Here is an 18,659-nt window from a genome sequence, read left to right as displayed (position 1 = left end):
CGTTTATATCTATTTTTGTGCACTTACCCAGTCTTTGACCCACGCCAGCGCGGAATCTAATGCAGCCAAATCACTGCCTCCTCCTTGTGCCATATCCGGTCGACCTCCTCCACGACCACCAATTTTTTCAGATAATGCCTTCATCAAGTTGCCGGCATGATACTTAGGAGTCAGGTCTTTGGTAACACCAGTAATCAAACTAATTTTACCATCAACTTCTGCTGCTAATGCAATTACTCCACTTCCAAGCTTATTTTTAACCTGATCGCTCAAAGCACGCAAGGTTTTTGTGTCAACTCCATCAACTTTCGTTGCTAACACCGACACATCGCCCACTTTAATCTGTAAACTGAGTAAATCACTTCCCTGCGATGATGAAATTTTGCTCTTTAGTTTTTCTATTTCACGATCTTGTGATTTAGATTTCACAATTAACTGTTCAACTTTTTCACTCAACGATAAGCGATCAGTTTTTAACGAAGAAGCAAGCTGATTAATTAACCAACCTTGCTTCTGTGTATATTCAATAGCACTATCGCCAGTAATGGCTTCAATTCTTCTCACGCCGGAAGCGATACCTTGCTCACTGATAATTTTAAATGCACCGATATCGCCGGTACGTTCTACGTGAGTTCCACCACATAGTTCAACGGAAAAATTCGACATGGTTAACACCCGTACGGTTTCTCCATACTTTTCACCAAACAACATCATGGCACCGAGCTTCTTAGCATCATCAATAGAACTAAGTTTAGTTTCAACGGGATGATTTAATCGAATATGCTTGTTAACCAGTTTTTCGATTTTAAATAATTCTTCTTCAGTAACCGCAACTGGATGAGAAAAATCAAATCTTAATCTTTGACTATCCACCAAAGACCCTTTTTGTTGAACATGCTCTCCTAAAATTTCTCGTAGCGCAGCGTGCATTAAATGCGTAGCGGAATGATTTAACGCTGTTTCATGTCTTTCTTGTTGATTAATGGTTGCCTCTAACGACTCGGAAATTTGAATGGTTCCCTGACGCACAACGCCTTTGTGTAAAAAGGCATCTTGAACTTTCACTGTGTCTTGCACTTCAAATTCAAATCCTTCTCCGAGTAAGATGCCTTTATCGCCAACCTGACCACCTGCTTCGGCATAAAACGGTGTTTTATCAAGAATGATAGCGGCTTCTGTTCCAGAGGTAACGGCGTCAACCTGACCACCTTCCACCAGGATCCCTAATACCTTAGCCTCACAATTTAGCCGCTCATACCCAAGAAACTCGGTTTCTGACTCAACTTCAACAGTATCATTATAATCGGTTTTAAAACCGCCCTGCTCTCTGCCTGAAGCTTGTTGATTGGCTAGTAACTCGTCGAACTTATTTTTGTCAATCGTCAGGCCTTTTTCTCGCGCAATATCAGCGGTTAAATCATCAGGAAATCCGTAGGTATCTTTTAGTTTAAAAACCATTTCGCCATCAATAACGGTTCCGTTCATCTGCTCGATATAGCTCTGTAGGATCTTCATTCCGTTGTTTAAAGTTCGAGCAAATTGCTCTTCTTCAATGGATAAGGTCTTCTCAATAAAAGCTTGTTTAGCCTTGAGTTCGGGATAAGCCTCGCCCATTTCCTGAACTAACGCGCTGACAAGTTTGTGAAAAAAACTACCGGTCGCGCCGAGCTTGTTGCCATGTCTTATCGCGCGACGAATTATCCGGCGCAAAACATAACTTCTCTCTTCATTTCCCGGTAACACGCCGTCAACAATCATGAAGGAACAAGAACGGATGTGATCAGCAATGACTCGCAAAGACTGATTGCTGTGGTCGCTAACATTGAGTGTCTTAGCGATAAAGTCGATCAAATTGGCAAACAAATCAATCTGGTAATTGTTGTGGACATGCTGCATAACTGCGGCGATTCGCTCCAATCCCATTCCAGTATCAACAGAAGGTTTTGGTAATGGTTTCATTTCACCATTCTTACTGCGATTAAATTGCATGAAAACCAGATTCCAGATTTCGATATAGCGATCGCCATCTTCTTCTGGAGTGCCTGGCGGTCCACCGGCAACGTCTTCACCATGATCATAAAAAATTTCACTGCACGGACCACAAGGACCAGTATCACCCATTGACCAAAAATTATCTTTATCACCTAGTCTGGAAAATCGGTTTTGGTCGATGCCTATTTCATTAAACCAGATATCTTCTGATTCCTTGTCATCTCGATGAACAGTCACCCACAACTTTTCTTTGGGTAACTTTAATGTTTCCGTTAAAAACTCCCAGGCAAAGCGGATAGCTTCATGTTTAAAATAATCGCCGAAACTAAAATTTCCGAGCATTTCAAAAAAGGTATGGTGTCTCGCGGTATAACCAACATTTTCCAGGTCATTGTGTTTTCCACCTGCTCTGACACAACGCTGAGAACTAGTCGCACGAACATAACTTCTTTTTTCGGTGCCTAAAAAGCACTCCTTAAACTGCACCATTCCCGCATTGGTAAACAACAATGTCGGATCGTTGCCGGGAACAAGCGGACTTGAATCAACACGCTGGTGTCCGTTTTTCTCAAAAAACGCCAAGAAAGCTTCTCGAATTTCACTACTGGTCATACTCACCAGACATCACTCCCACATTATTTATACACTTATTAATCGAGTGAACAATTTGTTCACTACTAAATCCACGATACCGAAGAAATCTTTCAAGTTTAGCTCGACTGCGAGGCTCATTACTTATCCCTACAACAACCGCTTTCTTTGCCGCAGTTTCATCGCATAGCTGTTGCCAGCAAATATCTTGTAGCTCTACCACTTCATCGATCAGCGACTGTTCGATACCGTGCTGATACAATTCAGCCCTGATTCGAGTTAATCCCTGACCGCGAGCCGCCTTTGATCTCACGAAAGATTCACAAAAACGCTCGTCACTAATCCAGTTGTGCTGAACTAAATAGGCCATGACCTCATCAGCCTCTTCCTCAGTATATCCCTTAGTTAACAATTTCTGATTCAAAGTCCTTCGCGCATATTCTCTCACCCCAAGCAGGCGAGCAGCATAAGCAATGGCTTTGTTGACACGTTTAGGATCAGGCACAGTTTGCGGTTCGTTCATGTCGCTATTCTAATCGAAGCAATTTTAATCATCTAGTGCTGATTAACCTGAATTCGGGATTAGAACAGCCAAAAAGCGCTTAGACTTTAAGACGTTATTAGCATTTCGCTAAAGACTGGTTGTCAAAGACGAAGTAGAAACTCGGCCAGTATAAGTATTTTAGTGGATATCAAGGCGAGTTTACATGGTAATAGCCAGCTATTAGTAGCAAATTCAACGCAGAGAGCCGCTAAAAGACTTGTGCTGGATGGTTGTTCTTATCCCGAATTCAGGTTGATTAGACCAACAAAGCGATAATCTGGCTTAATAACGAGTTAACGGGACCAAATCCGCTAAACGACCAAAATGCTAAAAATTGGAGGTTTAGTGAACATTAACTCGCTTCAAATGAATGAAATGATTAGAAGAGTATAAAAAAGGCGCTATAAAATAGCGCCTGGGTACTTGGTATTAACTAATGCTCGCCTAGAGTGTCGATGAAACACCAGGTGGAAAACTATTCAACATATGTTCTGCATTAGATAGGGCAATAGTTGCTCGCTCTTCGGGAGAACGATTTTTGTAAATGCCCAAAGGCTTGGCAACGGTACCTCTCCACACTACCTGCTTCTTCTTGCGGTCAACAATATCAAGAACCAGTGTCCCTATTCGATATTCTCTGACAATAGTCGTTCCATTGTGTGGTCCACCGTAAAAATGCGGATAAAAAACATTCGGATGGTAATAAGGATGATAACCCCAAGTTCGATAAAAATGGTCAACATCGGTCTTCTTGTCTGTAACGGTGTGAGTTTTCAGTAGAAAATCAGCTTCTTCATTGTTGGCAACTTCACGAAAGCCTTTTCTATTTAAAATTGTCTCAATCGCGTTTGCCTGTCTTTTGTTATCCAATGTAGAAACTTTATCTTCAGCTCCTTTAATCCAGGCATAGGTTTTCAGCTGACCAAAATCATAGCTAGTATCATAATCGCTGGTTACCGGTGGCTTAACCGCACATGCCGATATCAAAATACCTAATAATGAAACAAACACCCACTTTATCTGAACAAACCGCATTGTTTTCTCCAATTACCTTAAACGATGTACAAATTCGAATACTGATTAAATAAGAATAGCTATTAAACATGACTAATTTTGCTAAAAATAAGCGCTGAATTCACGCGAGTTCTCCCTGAAATAGCTTCCGATAATGTCGTAGTTTAGTAGGCAATATGTCACTTTCGACAATAGATCGAACTTTTAGTTTAACTTATCACATTCTTTTGACTTAATTTAGACTATTAATCTACTGCAGAACCCGGACCCTAGCAATAATCATCTGAATACAAGCTGAATACAGATGCTATTTATCCTAATACGATCTAAAACGACAACTTCAATAAAATTGGGCTTTATAAAAGGTAACGGCAGAAAAAATGATGGGGTTAAAATCCAGGCAAAAAAAAAGCCGCTCAAAGAGCGGCCAACACATGGTCAAAGCTACAACCTTTCAACCAACCAATGAAGAAACTAAAATTCGAATGTTGCTGTCGCGTAAACACTTCGTCCTTGAGGACTATAGATATTTGAATCCCATGTCGTCGTTTGAGTTCCTAACACAACTTGAAACTCTGGATCTTCATCTGTGAGATTTCTAACACCTAAAGTAAAACGCGCATCCCAGGGAGAGTCATAGGTATAACTCAAGTTATGCTCCATATGAGAACCAACTGAAGAAACGACTTCACCGTTAGTCTCATTTTCCTGGCTTCCAATCCAATATGAGTAATAATCAATAGAGTGATTACCAGTGCGGTAATTGATACCCAGATTCGCACGGTCTGATGGCGAGCCAATTCGTCCAATTCGGTCAAAGCTACCATTTTCATCGATTGACTCAAATTCAAAGATATGGGAGATGCCCAAAGTTGTTCTAAACTGACCGTAATCGGTCGATAGTTTGTAAACAATTTGAAGATCCGCACCACTTTCTTTTTCCGTACCAAAGTTCGCCGTTGGCGTATCAATGTAGTCAATACGTCCTGGAACCGTCGGATCATTAGAAGGTAATCTGACAATCGCTGCGCCTGGGATAAGCGTACTAATATCAACGCCAGGATTTGCCGCTTGAATGGCTAAAACAGTACCACCACTTAACTCATCAATTTTGTTTTCAATTTCTAATCCCCAGTAATCGATTCGGAAATTAAAATCCTCGGTAACATCCCATACAAAACCAATATTCCACGATTCAGAATCTTCTGCTTTAAGCAAAGAGTTTCCACCAATATGGTGTTCTGTTTCTCTGGCTCCACAAGAATTCGCATCACAATAAGCGTCTAATGTCATACCTGCATTTGCTGCGACAGCTTGATAGTATGGAAGATCGACAACACGGTAAAAGGACTGAGAACCTGTTCTAAATAAGTCGGACAATGTTGGTGCAAAGAAACCTTTACCAAACGAAGCACGAAGCAGCATGTCGTCGTGTGGTCGATAGGTCATTCTTAACATCGGCGCGGTGTTATCTCCAAAATCACTGTAATCATCGTAACGAACAGCCGCAGATACCTCTAACTCGTCGGTCACAGGAACTAATACTTCCGTAAACACAGCATAAGCATCACGCTCTAAATTTTCGCCTGAAGAACCACCATTACCACCCGCGGTATTACCTGCTTCGGCTTGAGCGTCAACCAGAGAAGTTAATGACTCTCGCTTTGCCGATGCACCGATATGCGCCGAAATTGCGCCTGCATCTAATTCAGCAAGATCAAAAGTTGCGCCTAGAGTGACCTCTTCAAAAACAAACTCATCTTTTTTATCAAAGTTGGCTCGAATTTCAGCTGGTATTTGTGAATTAGGGTCACGTGGATCCCAACCGTCAACGCGTCCTGTAGCAGCATCCCAGGTACCAACCAAATCAGGTATAGCGCCTGTCATCGCGTAACCGGTTCCCCAAACATTGCGACGATTTCGTGAATATTGATAAGTCGCCTGCCAGTCAAATGCATCTTCAGTTCCATCCAGCGTTAGTAAAACATCACTTAAAATATCCAGATGTTCTGCAACACGATTTCCATTTGTGTTTAGACGATAAGACGCACTATCACCGGCAAAAATAGGTGTTAGCTCAATGCCTTCATCAGTGGTATAGCCCGGAAGATCTTCATTAAAATACCAAAATGCGGTGGACGGTGCGGACACGTCTTTAGTTTCGGTAGAAGTCCATGAAGTACGGAAACCAAACTCTAGTTTATCGTTAATTTCGTACTTAGAGTTCATCATAAATGTGTCACGTGCCATTCCAGACCAGAGACCAGACTCATTGGTGTAGTTATACCCACATACTCTGTCGTCAGGATAATCGGCGTCGATATACTGGCCATGAAATCCAGATTCACCGTTAATGTTGTACTGAGTACAGTCGCCGTTTGCAACCATTGGAACGCCCAACCAGGAACCGTCAGAAGAACGCCAGATGTTTCTCGAATTGGTACTGAGAGTGCTATAACTTTGAAGCACTGCCGGATCAGTTCCAGGGAACTGAGTTAACGCGTTATATTCGCGGTCTCGATCAAAAATGCCATCTCTCTCATCATGTTCGAAGAAGAATGTCATGCTGCCTTTTTGGCCGCTGATTCCACCGCCAACACTCACCTTGCTATAATCACCACCTTCCTGACTAGGAGAGTCTGCGCTCAGCTCTAATTGCAATCCTTCGTAGTCTCTCTTGAGAATAATGTTAATAACACCAGCCATTGCATCAGTACCGTAAATCGCTGAAGCGCCGTCAGTTAATATTTCAATTCTTTCAACAGCAGCGGTAGGAATAGTATTAAGGTTTGCAGCGCCACCACCTAAAACAGCAGATTTTGCCATTCTGTGGCCATCGATTAATACTAATGTGTATCGAATGCCGGCTCCCTTAAGACTAACCGTTGATTGAGAAGACCAACCATTATTTGCTCCCCCACCCCATGAACCAAATGAGTTCAAATTACTGGTACGCAATACATCTGCCACAGTTTGTAAACCTGTCGCTTTGATATCTTCTGCAGAAATAACAGTTACCGGTGTGGCTCCTTCTGCATCCACTCGTTTGATACGAGAACCAGTAATGGTAATTTTTTGCGAATCGTCTTCGTTTTCTTCCGCAATGGCGACTGATCCACCAATTAACGAAGTCGACACAAAACTCAAGCCAATCACCTTGGCGAGTGTATTAAATTTCATTTTTATTTCCTTTATTTTCGTTATTAATTAAATAAGCCAACAACCCAACCAAGGTAATTGGTAAACCCCTAAGATTTTTTGAATATAGTGTGAAATATCACGCAGACAGATACTATCCGTTATTTTTATTGTGTGCAATATTTTTTATTTTGAATACAATTTATAGTTATATAAGTAAAACAAAATAAAAATAGATAGGTGGAATTCTGTTAGAAACTGATAATTAATCCACTACGGTTGATTGGATTAATTGGAGGTAAAGTTTCTTAATCAACCCAGCCAATGTGAAGCATTGGGATTAAAAAAATTTACTATTGTTAAAATAAAGATCGGCGGAATATTAATAAGCTAAAAAAGCAATCAGCAACGTGCTAGCAATACGATAAGCTATTTTTCGATAACATCTCAGATCGAGAGATAATTTTAATAACAAGTGAAATTAAAAATAAAATTCAGTTTGTTTTTTGGCAACTTAACCCTGCGATTGGTCGACTGCAAACGAGAATTCAAAACTTAGATACGTGACGCGATAAATACCTCTGCCAGCTTTGTTAAATTTTAAAATAACGCAGTGCAATAAATATCGACGAACCGAATAGTTTTATATTATTTTAGATATGAAACAATTAGCAACCCAAATATTTTACTTTGCTTTTCGAAAACAAACTGAAGCGTAAGCCAAGGCGTTATCACTCCCTAAAATAACGCCTTAGACAGAACCGCTACCCCATCCCCTTAAGTTTTTTAAATTTCTTGTACTGCCTAAAATACTTTAACTACCTAAGCGGCTGATGTCGAACAAACCAACGAAAGCGGCTCATTCGGCTCTCCTAAAATTTCAGGAAAATATTCTCTTGGATCCCAGTCGTCATAATGTTTTTCCCGTGTGCCATCATCATAAACAATTGCTCGAGGATGTGATGGCTCAAGAAATGGTGCGTGTAGTGCGTGAGCCAACAATGCTTCGTCATCGACACCAATAAAAGTATGCAGGGTTTCTTTAGGAAACATGACTTGCACGCCAGGTTTTAGTTCGATATCAACCCATTGACCATCTCGCATTACCTGAAACAAACCAACGCCAGCAACTATGGTTATAACACGACCACCACCGTGTGTGTGAGGAACTAACTCAGCGGGACTTCCACCGGGCGGAAAAGCTAACACCAATTCGCCAACATCTCCCGGCTTACAATAGATTTTACTTAAGATCATACACTCCCACTTTGACAGCTCAATACCAGTTGGAATATTTGGGATTTCTTCTGTAGATAGTTGCTTGACAAAATTACCACTCGTCCATGCTTCATCAATTTGCTTTTCAATTTTTGTTAAATCAAATTTCATATTAACTCTCCTTTGGTCCAAATAATTTTTTTGTGATAAAGGGGATTTAATTAGAATAGATGGCTACAATTATCCTGTCTACACAATGCAAATCGATTCAATATTTTCGGCGTTTTTTTAAAAAATTAAATATAAAATAACGTAACAAAAATCAACATCATAATTTTTAAAACATTATTCTCTAAAAATAAATCTCATAGACAAATAAACACTCACATTGACTGGCAGAGATGATTCAAATATCAAATAGGGTAATGCTAGAAATTGCTTCAGATTCTGCGCGAAGTCGTAAAAACTTGAGTTAAAACAGCTCACGTTCTTTAATCAGCGCCCCCTTAGTCGAACTTTGGATTGGCGACTCAAACTCACTAAAGCAGATATTTTAGTGATTCAATTGGCAATGATGATTAATAGTTCGTCAAGTCTCATCAGAGCAATACTTACTAGACCTGTTCTACGCTTTCTTTTTTCACAATATTAAGCAAAACTAAGCTCGTAATCAGTAGATAAACAATCGTCGCAACATGCTTGGCAACAACACTGGTATCAGCCCCAGCCTGGTATGCCAGCCACCCATCAGTGATTGGCATCACTGTACCAATGATCGCGGCAAATAAGAGAGTTTTATAATTTCGAAGATAAAGCAAAACACCAATAGTTAACGAAATAAATAGAGTACGTGAAGCATAAATTTGCACCCAATCTAAATCGTCAGTTGAGTACAAAGTTGTTCCGCGAACAGTGGCAAAAGACATTGGGTCTAGAAATGCAAATAATGCATAAAACCCTTGAAGCAGAGCCATGAATAGTACTAATGTAAAACCTATTTTCTTTATCATATTTTTGATTCGCTATGTCTATTAATAGTATTGATTTAACTCAGACTAAACAGTCAGCTTACGGGTATTTATCGTAGATGTTATTAGACTCTTAGGCTATTTATAATATTCTGCGCACATTCAGAGGAATTACCAGCTGACGTGTTAATCGACAAGTCGTAAATTACACCACTGTGGACACTGTCTAGCTGCGATTCTGCTAGTCCAGGCTTTCGATCTCCTCTTGCCAACTCACGTTTAATTAGCTCTTCTAAAGGGCAATAAATTTTAATCAGACTCACATTAAATCCTTTTAATTCTTGCTTGAACTCATTATATGTTTTTAGGCCACAAAAAATTATATCTACTATTACATTGTGTCCAGTTTCTGCTAGCGCTTTAACTGATCGAGCAAGTGCTAATTTCATGTTTGGAAAATTAACAGACCCGGCAGGTATTCCATGCGGAGTCATATCCCAAAATGCATCTAAAGAACAAAGTAAATATATTTCAGAGCTATTCGATTGAATCTCCCTGGCAACTGTCGTTTTTCCAGAGCTAGATGTCCCATTCAGTACAATTATTTTACCGGTTTTATTCATTCTTATAAAAAATTGATTAGCAACCTTGTTTCGGGTGAGCGAGATAAAAGCTCTTCCTTATTCGGCCAAAAGCAGACATTGGAGAATAGGCAGAATCAAATACTCTGAACTCATTGATTAATTTCTCTGTTCTCATTCACAATCAAGATGAGCAGCTATAGTGCGACACACCACCAGCGTTAAAATATTCTTTGGGTTTTAGACGATAGTATTTGTCTTCTATTTCTTTTGATTGCTCATCATAAGGATAGCTCAACACTTCTTGAAGCTCGTTGATCAATGTGTAATCACCCTGCGCGGCTTGTTGGTAGGCAGGGACTACTAACCACTCACGCCATGTGTATTTAGGGTTAGTTTGTTTCATTTTTGTGGAAACAGTCGACGAGTCATAACCGTTGCTAACTAGATCACGCCAACTATTTAGCCATGATTGCCATTGCTCGTCGAGCTCCTGAGAAGTGTTAACATAAAAGCTCTTTTTCAACGCTGAAATATCGTCGGGTATATGGGATAATTCGCGAAAGAAAATGGTGTAATCCACTTCTGAGCGTTCCATTAGTCCCAGTAATTTTGTAAATAGCTTTGAGTTAAATTCAGCCAAGCCAAGTTTGGTCGCCCACATTTCTTGAATTTGTTTTTGCATTTCTTTTGCGAAGCCTCGGCGTACTTGGTCAAACTGCTCTAAAGCTTCTGTATCTTCAGCAAGAAGTGGTCGTACCGCTGTCCAAAACATATGATAATTTGCTTCCGCCGCAGCGGGCTGATTGAAAAATGAAAAGTGTTTGCCGCCTCCGGTCCATGGTTGAAAATCAGTATCAAAAATTTCACAAAAACCAAATGGGCCATAATCAAGTGTAAGGCCGCCAGCAGCACAGTTGTCACTGTTAAAATTACCTTGGCAGTACCCCACACGAATCCAATTGGCCACCAATGAAGTCAAACGCTGCCGAAATAACATCGCCAACTCAACTAATTGCTCAGCAAAAGCAAAGCTTTGATCTATTTCGTTTTTGTATTCTCTTTCAATCAAATGTGCGACTATCATGTGCAACTCTTCAAACGCTTTTATGTGAGCATTACTGCGAGCACGTCGGGCAAATAACTCTAACTGACCAACCCGTAAGAAAGAGGGAGCCACACGGGTAGAAATAGCCACCGGGTTGTCTACCAGAATATCAGGGTCGGTGGAGCGAGAGTTTTGAGAATACCAAGGTCGGGTAACTGTCTCAGATTTGGAAACATAAAGTGTTAAAGAACGCGATGTAGGCACTCTTAAAGCCTGCATAAATTCTTGAGCTAAAAACTCACGTACACTTGAACGAAGTACTGCGCGACCGTCGGCACCACGACAATAAGGCGTTTGGCCGCCGCCTTTTAATTGCATTTCCCATCGCTGGTCATTAATCACTGTTTCAAATACGGATATTGCTCTGCCATCGCCATAACCATTGCCAGTGCCAAATGGGCATTGTTGAGTGTATTCGGTCCCATAAATCGATAGTGCATAGCCGGTTGCCCAGCCAACTTGGCGCATAGGTGCGCACGCTACCGAAAGATCGGCTGAAAATACCCGGCGAAAATCTTCATCTTGCGCCAGTTCATCGCTTAGTCCAAGCTCATTAAAAAAAGTGCTGCTATGGGTTATATATTCTGGTTCTGCAAGCGGTGTTGGTGTCACTGGTACGAAATGGCCAGAAAACACTTGGCGAGCGCGGTGATCATCACCGTCACACCTGGCATTAGGGTCGGCATTTAAATTATCCATCAAAGAATAGTCAGCCAACTGTACAAACTCATCAAAGTTAGTCACGTAAGTTTTGCTCGGTAGTTTAAATGGGTGTGCCATTTTTCTAAAACCTAAGTTTGATTACTGATATCGATGTGCCGTAACGGTGCGCACACGGCCATTCTTCATCATTAACACAACAGCTTTGATGAGTTTTTCATTCTAAGCTGCTCTGTCGGCAAAGGCCACAAAAGTTGTAAAGTTTATTGCAACTGAGGTCGTTTATGATTGTAGTGCCAGAGCCCGAGACCAAGCTTATGCTAGCCCCGTAACAATTGAATCAAAGGAGTCAAACTGATTTTATGAAATCTTGAAACTTACTAGTAAAAATTTCAAATACTCTGACCCCATCAATACTCCCATCAATAGTACTCCGATAATCTGGTATGGAGTTCGCTGTGCTTTACACTAAACAGCCATTTAATATTTCGTTGATCGTCAGATTTACTTTGAATTAATTTGGGGAATGTAAACCAATTCTATTCCCTTCAGTATCAATGAAAATTGCAAAATACCCACTTTCATCAGCATGGAGTGTTTTCGGCACAACGATTGTACCACCTTTCGATTCTACTTTATCTAGAATGACTTGAAGATTATCTCCACCGTCGAAATAGATAGTCACGCCATTGGCTGAAGGTTTATAGTCCTTTTCTTGAACAATAACGCCGTATGTCAGTTGCCCTTGAGTTGGAAATAATCCCATTTGCATATCTGAAAAGTCCATTTTCTCGATTTTTATGTCCAAAATAGATTGATAAAAATCAACGGCTCTTGAAATTTCTGTGGCTGGAATTTCAAAAATGGAAACAAAACTTTTCATATCATCGACACCCTTCTTAAGAATTCATTTCATTTGGGTTCGATAATGCGCTATCAAAAAGGCGGGAAATTGTAAAAATGCGACACTTTCAAACTATTTGTAGAAGAGAGATGAAAGAGCCATGTTTTTATTCCCTAAAAACTCTTTAGGACTAACGCCAGTGAACTCCTTAAAGTCTCTAATAAAATGAGCTTGATCATAGTATTCACTTTTATAAGCAACACTAGTTAAGCTTTCTACTTTTTCATTAAGTAATATTTTTAAAGCTGTTTGCAATCGGATTACCTTACCTAACTGCTTAGGACTTATGCCAATCTGTTTTACAAACTTTCTTTCAAGCTGCCTCCTTTTAGATAAATCTTGTTTAAGAATATCGTTAATTGATGCTCCCCCCTTTGTCGACAAGAGCATATCAACAGTAGACTTTACTATGTTATCGATAGTTATTTTGTCGTTTAACCTATCCAAAAGAAATTCTTCTATGATTTTGATTCGTTCCTCGGTGTTGGCTGCTGCTACAATTTTCCGTTCTAATTCCGTCGCGAGGCTCTCTCCAAAAAGAAGCTCAATTGGTGTTTCTTTGTTCACTAAATTTCTTATAGGTTCCGCAGCAATATTTGCGAAACCATACGGATAAAAACTTACTGCAAAGGTGTTTACATATCCTGACGGCTCAATATAAAAAGGGTCTACTGTTTGTCCAAGTACCATAGCACGCGGTTGGAAAATAAACTCATTTTCTGAAGTATACCGCTTTATATCGTCACCAAGAATAAAAGCCATTTCAATACACCCATCGGGTATAATTCGCTGTTTTTGAGGCTCATCACTCGCAGGAACTTCCAATGTCCAATAGCGATTAATCAAAGGCGCTAAGTCTTGGTGAGGTGGAAATGTTCGGTAATCCATTAATAATTCATTCTCTATTCAGTAAATTTCAACTGTATTCAAACGCGTATTTAATAAATTAGACAAGCCGTTGACTATTACTCGAATGGTTTCTTCACGGGCTGAGTATTTATCGCCGATCTAGCAACAATCCTTATAGCTTCTTCTTTTGAAAATCCGGCATCAAGCAACATCTTATGATATTTTTTAAGAAGTTTTACTTTTACTTTCATTATTTCATCTGAATTTGCAACTTCTAAAGACTTTTTAAGAATGTATACTCCTTGTGCCTCCAGTCTCTTTTCCATCTCACTAGCATGACGTTCCTGCTGAGCATAAACATTCGCACTTAGAATTAATCCAAATGGCAGGATTATTTTAGTCAAACTTCTCATTCTATTTCCTTTTTGAAGTGATTTGTTTTTTATATTATGCATTACACTAAGAAACGAAGATACTCTTATCTCTTTCGATGGGATTGCTTGATGTAACAAAAATTTAAATAGCTTTTCTTGCAAGTGGTTCGGCTCAAAAGTGCCATTGATTACCATTCATGGCATCAATTTTGAGAGGCTCTGATGTCCGATTTACTGACCTTTGGCCTGTCATGCAATTACAAGCTTAAAGCCTCCATTTGTTTTTAAATGATGGCTCCATTGCGGCCATTCCGCCAGTCCATTTTGGGTACACTTTACGTGGACCAAGTGAATTATTGTTAGTTAAGCCGAACTGATTAGCATTAGCGGCATCATTGTATTTGCTGTTTTCGAGTCTTTATAGGGCTTCATATTTCCATCACTACAATAAAACGAAATACGTTTAATGGCTGTTCACTTTAATCGACAAATGGATTTGTTTTCTGATTGACGCGCAGTTATTACCCAATTCCAAAATTTGAGTTGTTTAGATTTGGTGTTCGAATGTGATGCATAGCAAGTAAGTTTACCGCCCACCAATCGCATATATCGGGCATTTCAACTGAAAGAGCAGGTGCAATCCACACACATACAATAGACTGAGATAGGATGTTCGGCTATATTTCGCGTGCATTGCGCTCTCTTTGTGAACTCGTAGGCGAACAACAAACGCGAAAGAAGGAGAATTCTTTATGCATGTCATGAAAAGTTTCAAGCCTGTTCAGACCTGTTTCCTGGTCGCACTAACAATTGTCTCGGTTAACCAGGTTGCCAGCGCTAGGCCGTCCGACGAACAAATATTCAAGGCGTTTACAGCAACAAATGGTTGCTTAATCGAGCAGCTAACAAATGAAAACTATGATGAGTTTCAACACCAAGGGGCTAGTAAGGATGGTCAATGGCTTTCTGTTGGCTGGAACAAAGGCAAAGACGCCGACGGTAATCCCATACGAGGTTCATATAGATTAAACCTTGTCACGGGAAAGAAGAGCGAATTGGCAGACCCCATAAACCATAACTCTAGCTTTTCAGGCGATGGTTTGTGGCTCGTCGGCGCGCACTATACTCCGGATGGAAAGACTGATATTTTCGAGTATAACGTGAAAACTGGCCGGCCAAACGTCATTGCACAAAGCTCAGCGTGGGAATTCCTGCCGAGTTATTCGCCCGATGGTCAATATATCCTGTTCAATTCTTATCGCTCCGGTAATTCGGAGATCTACCTCTATGACCGTTCCGCGAAAACTATGAAACAATTAACTAATTACGACGGCTATGACGCACATGGTGAGTTTTCGCCCGACGGTAGCAAGATTTCGTTTCATCGACAGGTGAAAAAACGAGCCGATGGCGGCTATGATTTTGATCTTTACAGCTATGATTTGGCGAGTGGTAAGGAAACTCGATTAACCTCTACTTCCTTCGAAGAAAGCTATGCCTCGTGGGCGCCCGATGGACAAACACTGGTGATGTCTTTGGAAGTTGAAGGGCAGCCTACGCGAAGAAACCTTTATGTGATGGCTTCAGATGGTACTTTTTCTCAGCTAACCTTTGGTGATTGGAAAGACAGCTATGCTTACTGGATGCGGGATGGGAGTTATATCTATTTTAATTCAGATCGTAGCGGAAAAGCGGCAATCTATCGAATAAAGATGAAAGGTTTTGTTTGTGCGAAAGCCAATATAAATAGAAAACACGAATAACCGCAACTCAATTTTTAAAACCTTTTCAAACCCATTTCTTGACCAACAATTTCCGGTCTGCTTGCTCCAATCTACCCTTGCTAACTAGTGAACATATTAGATAAAACTTCTGGCAATCAATCGGTTAATATGATTTTTTGAACTGGCTACTACGAACCTATCTCTAATCACTATAGTATTAGAGATAGGATCTACTAACCTTTATTTACAGCCTCCATATTATTCAGAAATAGCTCCTTTGAGGCTGCAAAAAATTACTCTTCTTTTTCAGCTTCAACATTTCCTGGTTGAGGCAATAACGCAGCTCGAATCTGCGTTTCAATTTCTTCAGAAACTTCTGGGTGTTCTTTTAAAAATTCCATTACTTTGGCTTTTCCCTGGCCAATACGATCACCTTTATAACTATACCAGGCACCCGCTTTGTCAACTAATCCTTGCTTAACGCCGATATCAATAATCTCGCCAAATTTAGAAGTTCCCTGTCCATAAAGAATTTGGAATTCGGTTTGTTTAAATGGAGGCGCGACTTTATTTTTGACCACTTTAACGCGAGTTTCATTACCTACTACTTCATCGCCCTGCTTAACAGCACCAATTCTACGGATATCTAACCTGACCGATGCATAAAACTTCAGCGCATTACCACCAGTTGTTGTTTCAGGGTTACCAAACATCACACCGATCTTCATGCGGATCTGGTTGATGAAAATAACGGTACAATTGGTTCGTTTAATATTTCCGGTTAACTTTCTTAGTGCTTGTGACATTAACCTTGCTTGAAGCCCCATATGAGAATCTCCCATATCACCTTCAATTTCCGCTTTCGGTGTTAATGCCGCCACCGAGTCAATAACAACCAGGTCTACCGCACCGGAACGAACAAGCATGTCACAAATTTCTAACGCCTGTTCACCAGTATCTGGCTGAGAAACTAACAGACTATCTAAATTAACTCCTAAAGCTTCTGCATAAACAGGATCGAGCGCATGTTCAGCATCGACAAAAGCAGCGGTGCCGCCTTGTTTCTGACACTCAGCAATCGCTTGAAGTGTTAATGTTGTTTTACCGGAAGATTCAGGCCCGTATATTTCAATCACACGGCCTTTTGGTAAACCACCAACGCCAAGTGCAACATCCAATCCGATAGAGCCAGTTGAAATAGTATCAATTCGTTGTGCTTGCGCTTCTCCTAAACGCATAACAGAACCTTTACCAAACTGTCTTTCAATTTGACTTAACGCGGCGGTTAACGCCTGTTTACGGTTATCGTCCATTTTTTTCTCCACAATTGTTATCTTAAAATTCGTCTGTACCAAATTTCATTCCGTGAAATCGGTCTTACTAAAAGCGTTGTATTAAACCACATTGGCTGCGAGAGATCTGTAAGACATTAACCAGTATCCTCCATGTCAATTACCGAAATGTCCTTCCATTGCTCCCAAATCCATTTTCCCACGATCCCCCTTACTTCGACTTCCTTGTTCTTATCTACCCTGCTCTTACCTCCCTGTTGCAGACTTCCTTGTTGCAGACTTCCTTGTTGCAGACTTCCTTGTTGCCGACCTCCTTGTTGCCGACCTCCTTGTTGCCGACTTCCTTGTTGCCGACTTCCTTGTTGCCGACCTCCTTGTTGCCGACCTCCTTGTTGCCGACTTCCTTGTTGCCGACTTCCTTGTTGCCGACCTCCTTGTTGCCGACTTCCTTGTTGCCGACTTCCTTGTGATTAGTTCCCCTACTCAAATTCCATAACAATTTTCCTTCAACGACTTTCCTTAACTATGACGTCCCTGTTTCTAATCTCTCGCTGTTTCTCTCAATCCTAACGCTACTCATACTACACCTACTTATACTAGTAGGCAAGTAACAATTATTGGATATCGATAAACACCAACGCTTACAACACTTGACCCAGGTTCCGAGAAGTTGCTCTTAACTGAGTACAGGTGTATTATATGTAGCTATTGACGACATGTCTATAGCGGTTACATAGGTGTGTCGCCTTTTCAAACACATCCAATTTAATGGGCGTTTGAGACAAATAAATTGCGGTTTATCGCTCACTTTAATAGAGAAACCACCAACATGACTCAACAAACTCAATGGCCATTTCGCTGGGATTTATTACTCAGATACCGACTCATCGAAATCATCACTTTATGGGAAGGAAGACTGACTACCAAAGCTTTAATACAAGCCTTTGGTATCGGCCGTCAACAAGCCAGCAAAGACATCAACAACTATATTAAAGAAGTCGCACCGAACAATTTGACTTACGATAAAAAGCTCAAGGGATATAAACCAACCAGTCAATTCAGCCCTGTACTCACTCGGGGTGAAATAAGCGAATACTTACAACTGCTGAACAGTCGTCAGGATTTGCTCAATCAGTTTGAGTCTTTAAATATTAATCAGGCAAATACACAAGTTCTCTCACCACCGGCGAGAGCTATCGAACCAGAGGTAATTAGCCCGATTATTTTGGCGGCGAGGGAAAACAAACGTGTAGACATTCGCTATGTTTCCTTATCATCACCTCAGGCCAAAGAAAGAATCATTGCACCACACACGATCGTTTTTAACGGGCAAAGATGGCATATCAGAGCTTACTGTGAGGAACAACAGGGATTTCGTGATTTTGTGCTATCAAGAATTGTCGAAGTCTATGATCTCGAAGGCACCAGCAACAACACGATCGAACAAGATGTTGCCTGGAGCACTCAGGTTGCCGTGAGTATTTCTCCTGATCCGCGACTTAACCCACACCAACAGTCAATTATTGCAAGAGACTATTCCATGAAAGACAACCAGCGTGACTTTCAACTACGCGGCGCTCTGGTCACTTATTTTTTACAGTTGCTTAAACTCGATTACCAAACGCCCCATGAAAATCCACTGATTCAACAAATTGTAGTGAACAATATGGAAGAATTGGCTCAGTGGCGTTTTTAGCATCGT

At 40.7% G+C, this 18,659-nt stretch carries 15 protein-coding genes; 2 read left to right on the top strand and 13 right to left on the bottom strand.

Annotated features, from left to right (window positions below):
- Positions 1–9 precede the first annotated feature (9 nt).
- From alaS to FLL46_RS25435, 11 genes are all read right to left on the bottom strand, one after another.
- Positions 10–2,604, bottom strand: coding sequence for an alanine--tRNA ligase (alaS, locus tag FLL46_RS25485; protein WP_142935175.1), 2,595 nt, complete (start codon positions 2,602–2,604; stop codon positions 10–12).
- Positions 2,594–3,106 carry a regulatory protein RecX gene (locus FLL46_RS25480; RefSeq protein ID WP_142935051.1) on the bottom strand — a complete coding sequence of 171 codons (513 nt, stop codon included), beginning with the start codon at positions 3,104–3,106 and terminating at the stop codon, positions 2,594–2,596. The genes alaS and FLL46_RS25480 overlap by 11 nt, the downstream gene beginning before the upstream one ends.
- A 465-nt stretch (positions 3,107–3,571) precedes the next feature.
- Positions 3,572–4,162, bottom strand: a complete 591-nt coding sequence (locus FLL46_RS25475; protein WP_142935050.1) for a DUF4136 domain-containing protein — start codon at positions 4,160–4,162, stop codon at positions 3,572–3,574.
- Positions 4,163–4,615: 453 nt separating this feature from the next.
- Positions 4,616–7,321, bottom strand: a complete 2,706-nt coding sequence (locus tag FLL46_RS25470) for a TonB-dependent receptor plug domain-containing protein (RefSeq protein ID WP_142935048.1) — start codon at positions 7,319–7,321, stop codon at positions 4,616–4,618.
- A gap of 780 nt (positions 7,322–8,101) precedes the next feature.
- Positions 8,102–8,668 carry a cupin domain-containing protein gene (locus tag FLL46_RS25465; protein WP_142935047.1) on the bottom strand — a complete coding sequence of 189 codons (567 nt, stop codon included), beginning with the start codon at positions 8,666–8,668 and terminating at the stop codon, positions 8,102–8,104.
- A 443-nt stretch (positions 8,669–9,111) separates the two neighbouring features.
- The gene (locus FLL46_RS25460; protein ID WP_142935045.1) at positions 9,112–9,507 is read right to left on the bottom strand and encodes a DUF4267 domain-containing protein; all 396 of its coding nucleotides are present in this window, start codon (positions 9,505–9,507) and stop codon (positions 9,112–9,114) included.
- A gap of 83 nt (positions 9,508–9,590) precedes the next feature.
- A complete protein-coding gene (locus FLL46_RS25455; protein WP_142935043.1) occupies positions 9,591–10,088 on the bottom strand; it encodes a chloramphenicol phosphotransferase CPT family protein in 498 nt (165 codons plus the stop codon).
- 142 nt (positions 10,089–10,230) lie between these two features.
- On the bottom strand, positions 10,231–11,934 hold the full coding sequence (locus FLL46_RS25450; protein WP_142935041.1) for a protein adenylyltransferase SelO: 1,704 nt from the start codon (positions 11,932–11,934) through the stop codon (positions 10,231–10,233).
- Between the two features lie 394 nt (positions 11,935–12,328).
- A complete protein-coding gene (locus FLL46_RS25445; protein ID WP_142935039.1) occupies positions 12,329–12,697 on the bottom strand; it encodes a VOC family protein in 369 nt (122 codons plus the stop codon).
- Between the two features lie 93 nt (positions 12,698–12,790).
- The gene (locus tag FLL46_RS25440; protein ID WP_142935038.1) at positions 12,791–13,606 is read right to left on the bottom strand and encodes an AraC family transcriptional regulator; all 816 of its coding nucleotides are present in this window, start codon (positions 13,604–13,606) and stop codon (positions 12,791–12,793) included.
- Between the two features lie 77 nt (positions 13,607–13,683).
- Positions 13,684–14,103 carry a hypothetical protein gene (locus FLL46_RS25435; RefSeq protein ID WP_142935036.1) on the bottom strand — a complete coding sequence of 140 codons (420 nt, stop codon included), beginning with the start codon at positions 14,101–14,103 and terminating at the stop codon, positions 13,684–13,686.
- 590 nt (positions 14,104–14,693) lie between these two features.
- On the opposite strand from FLL46_RS25435, the gene FLL46_RS25430 reads away from it, so the two are divergent.
- Positions 14,694–15,704: a TolB family protein gene (locus FLL46_RS25430; RefSeq protein ID WP_142935034.1), complete on the top strand. Its 1,011-nt coding sequence runs from the start codon at positions 14,694–14,696 to the stop codon at positions 15,702–15,704.
- A gap of 254 nt (positions 15,705–15,958) precedes the next feature.
- Here the strand turns inward: FLL46_RS25430 and recA are convergent, their stop codons facing one another.
- Positions 15,959–16,978, bottom strand: a complete 1,020-nt coding sequence (recA, locus tag FLL46_RS25425; protein WP_142935032.1) for a recombinase RecA — start codon at positions 16,976–16,978, stop codon at positions 15,959–15,961.
- A 214-nt stretch (positions 16,979–17,192) separates the two neighbouring features.
- Positions 17,193–17,444 carry a hypothetical protein gene (locus tag FLL46_RS25420; RefSeq protein ID WP_142935030.1) on the bottom strand — a complete coding sequence of 84 codons (252 nt, stop codon included), beginning with the start codon at positions 17,442–17,444 and terminating at the stop codon, positions 17,193–17,195.
- Between the two features lie 342 nt (positions 17,445–17,786).
- Between FLL46_RS25420 and FLL46_RS25415 the strand changes: the two genes are divergently transcribed.
- Positions 17,787–18,653, top strand: coding sequence for a helix-turn-helix transcriptional regulator (locus FLL46_RS25415; protein ID WP_142935029.1), 867 nt, complete (start codon positions 17,787–17,789; stop codon positions 18,651–18,653).
- Positions 18,654–18,659: the final 6 nt, after the last annotated feature.

This window comes from Aliikangiella coralliicola (genome assembly GCF_007004725.1).
Lineage (GTDB): Bacteria > Pseudomonadota > Gammaproteobacteria > Enterobacterales > Kangiellaceae > Aliikangiella > Aliikangiella coralliicola.
Note: the sequence above shows the minus strand (reverse complement) of the source record. Positions and strands in the feature narration are given on the sequence as shown.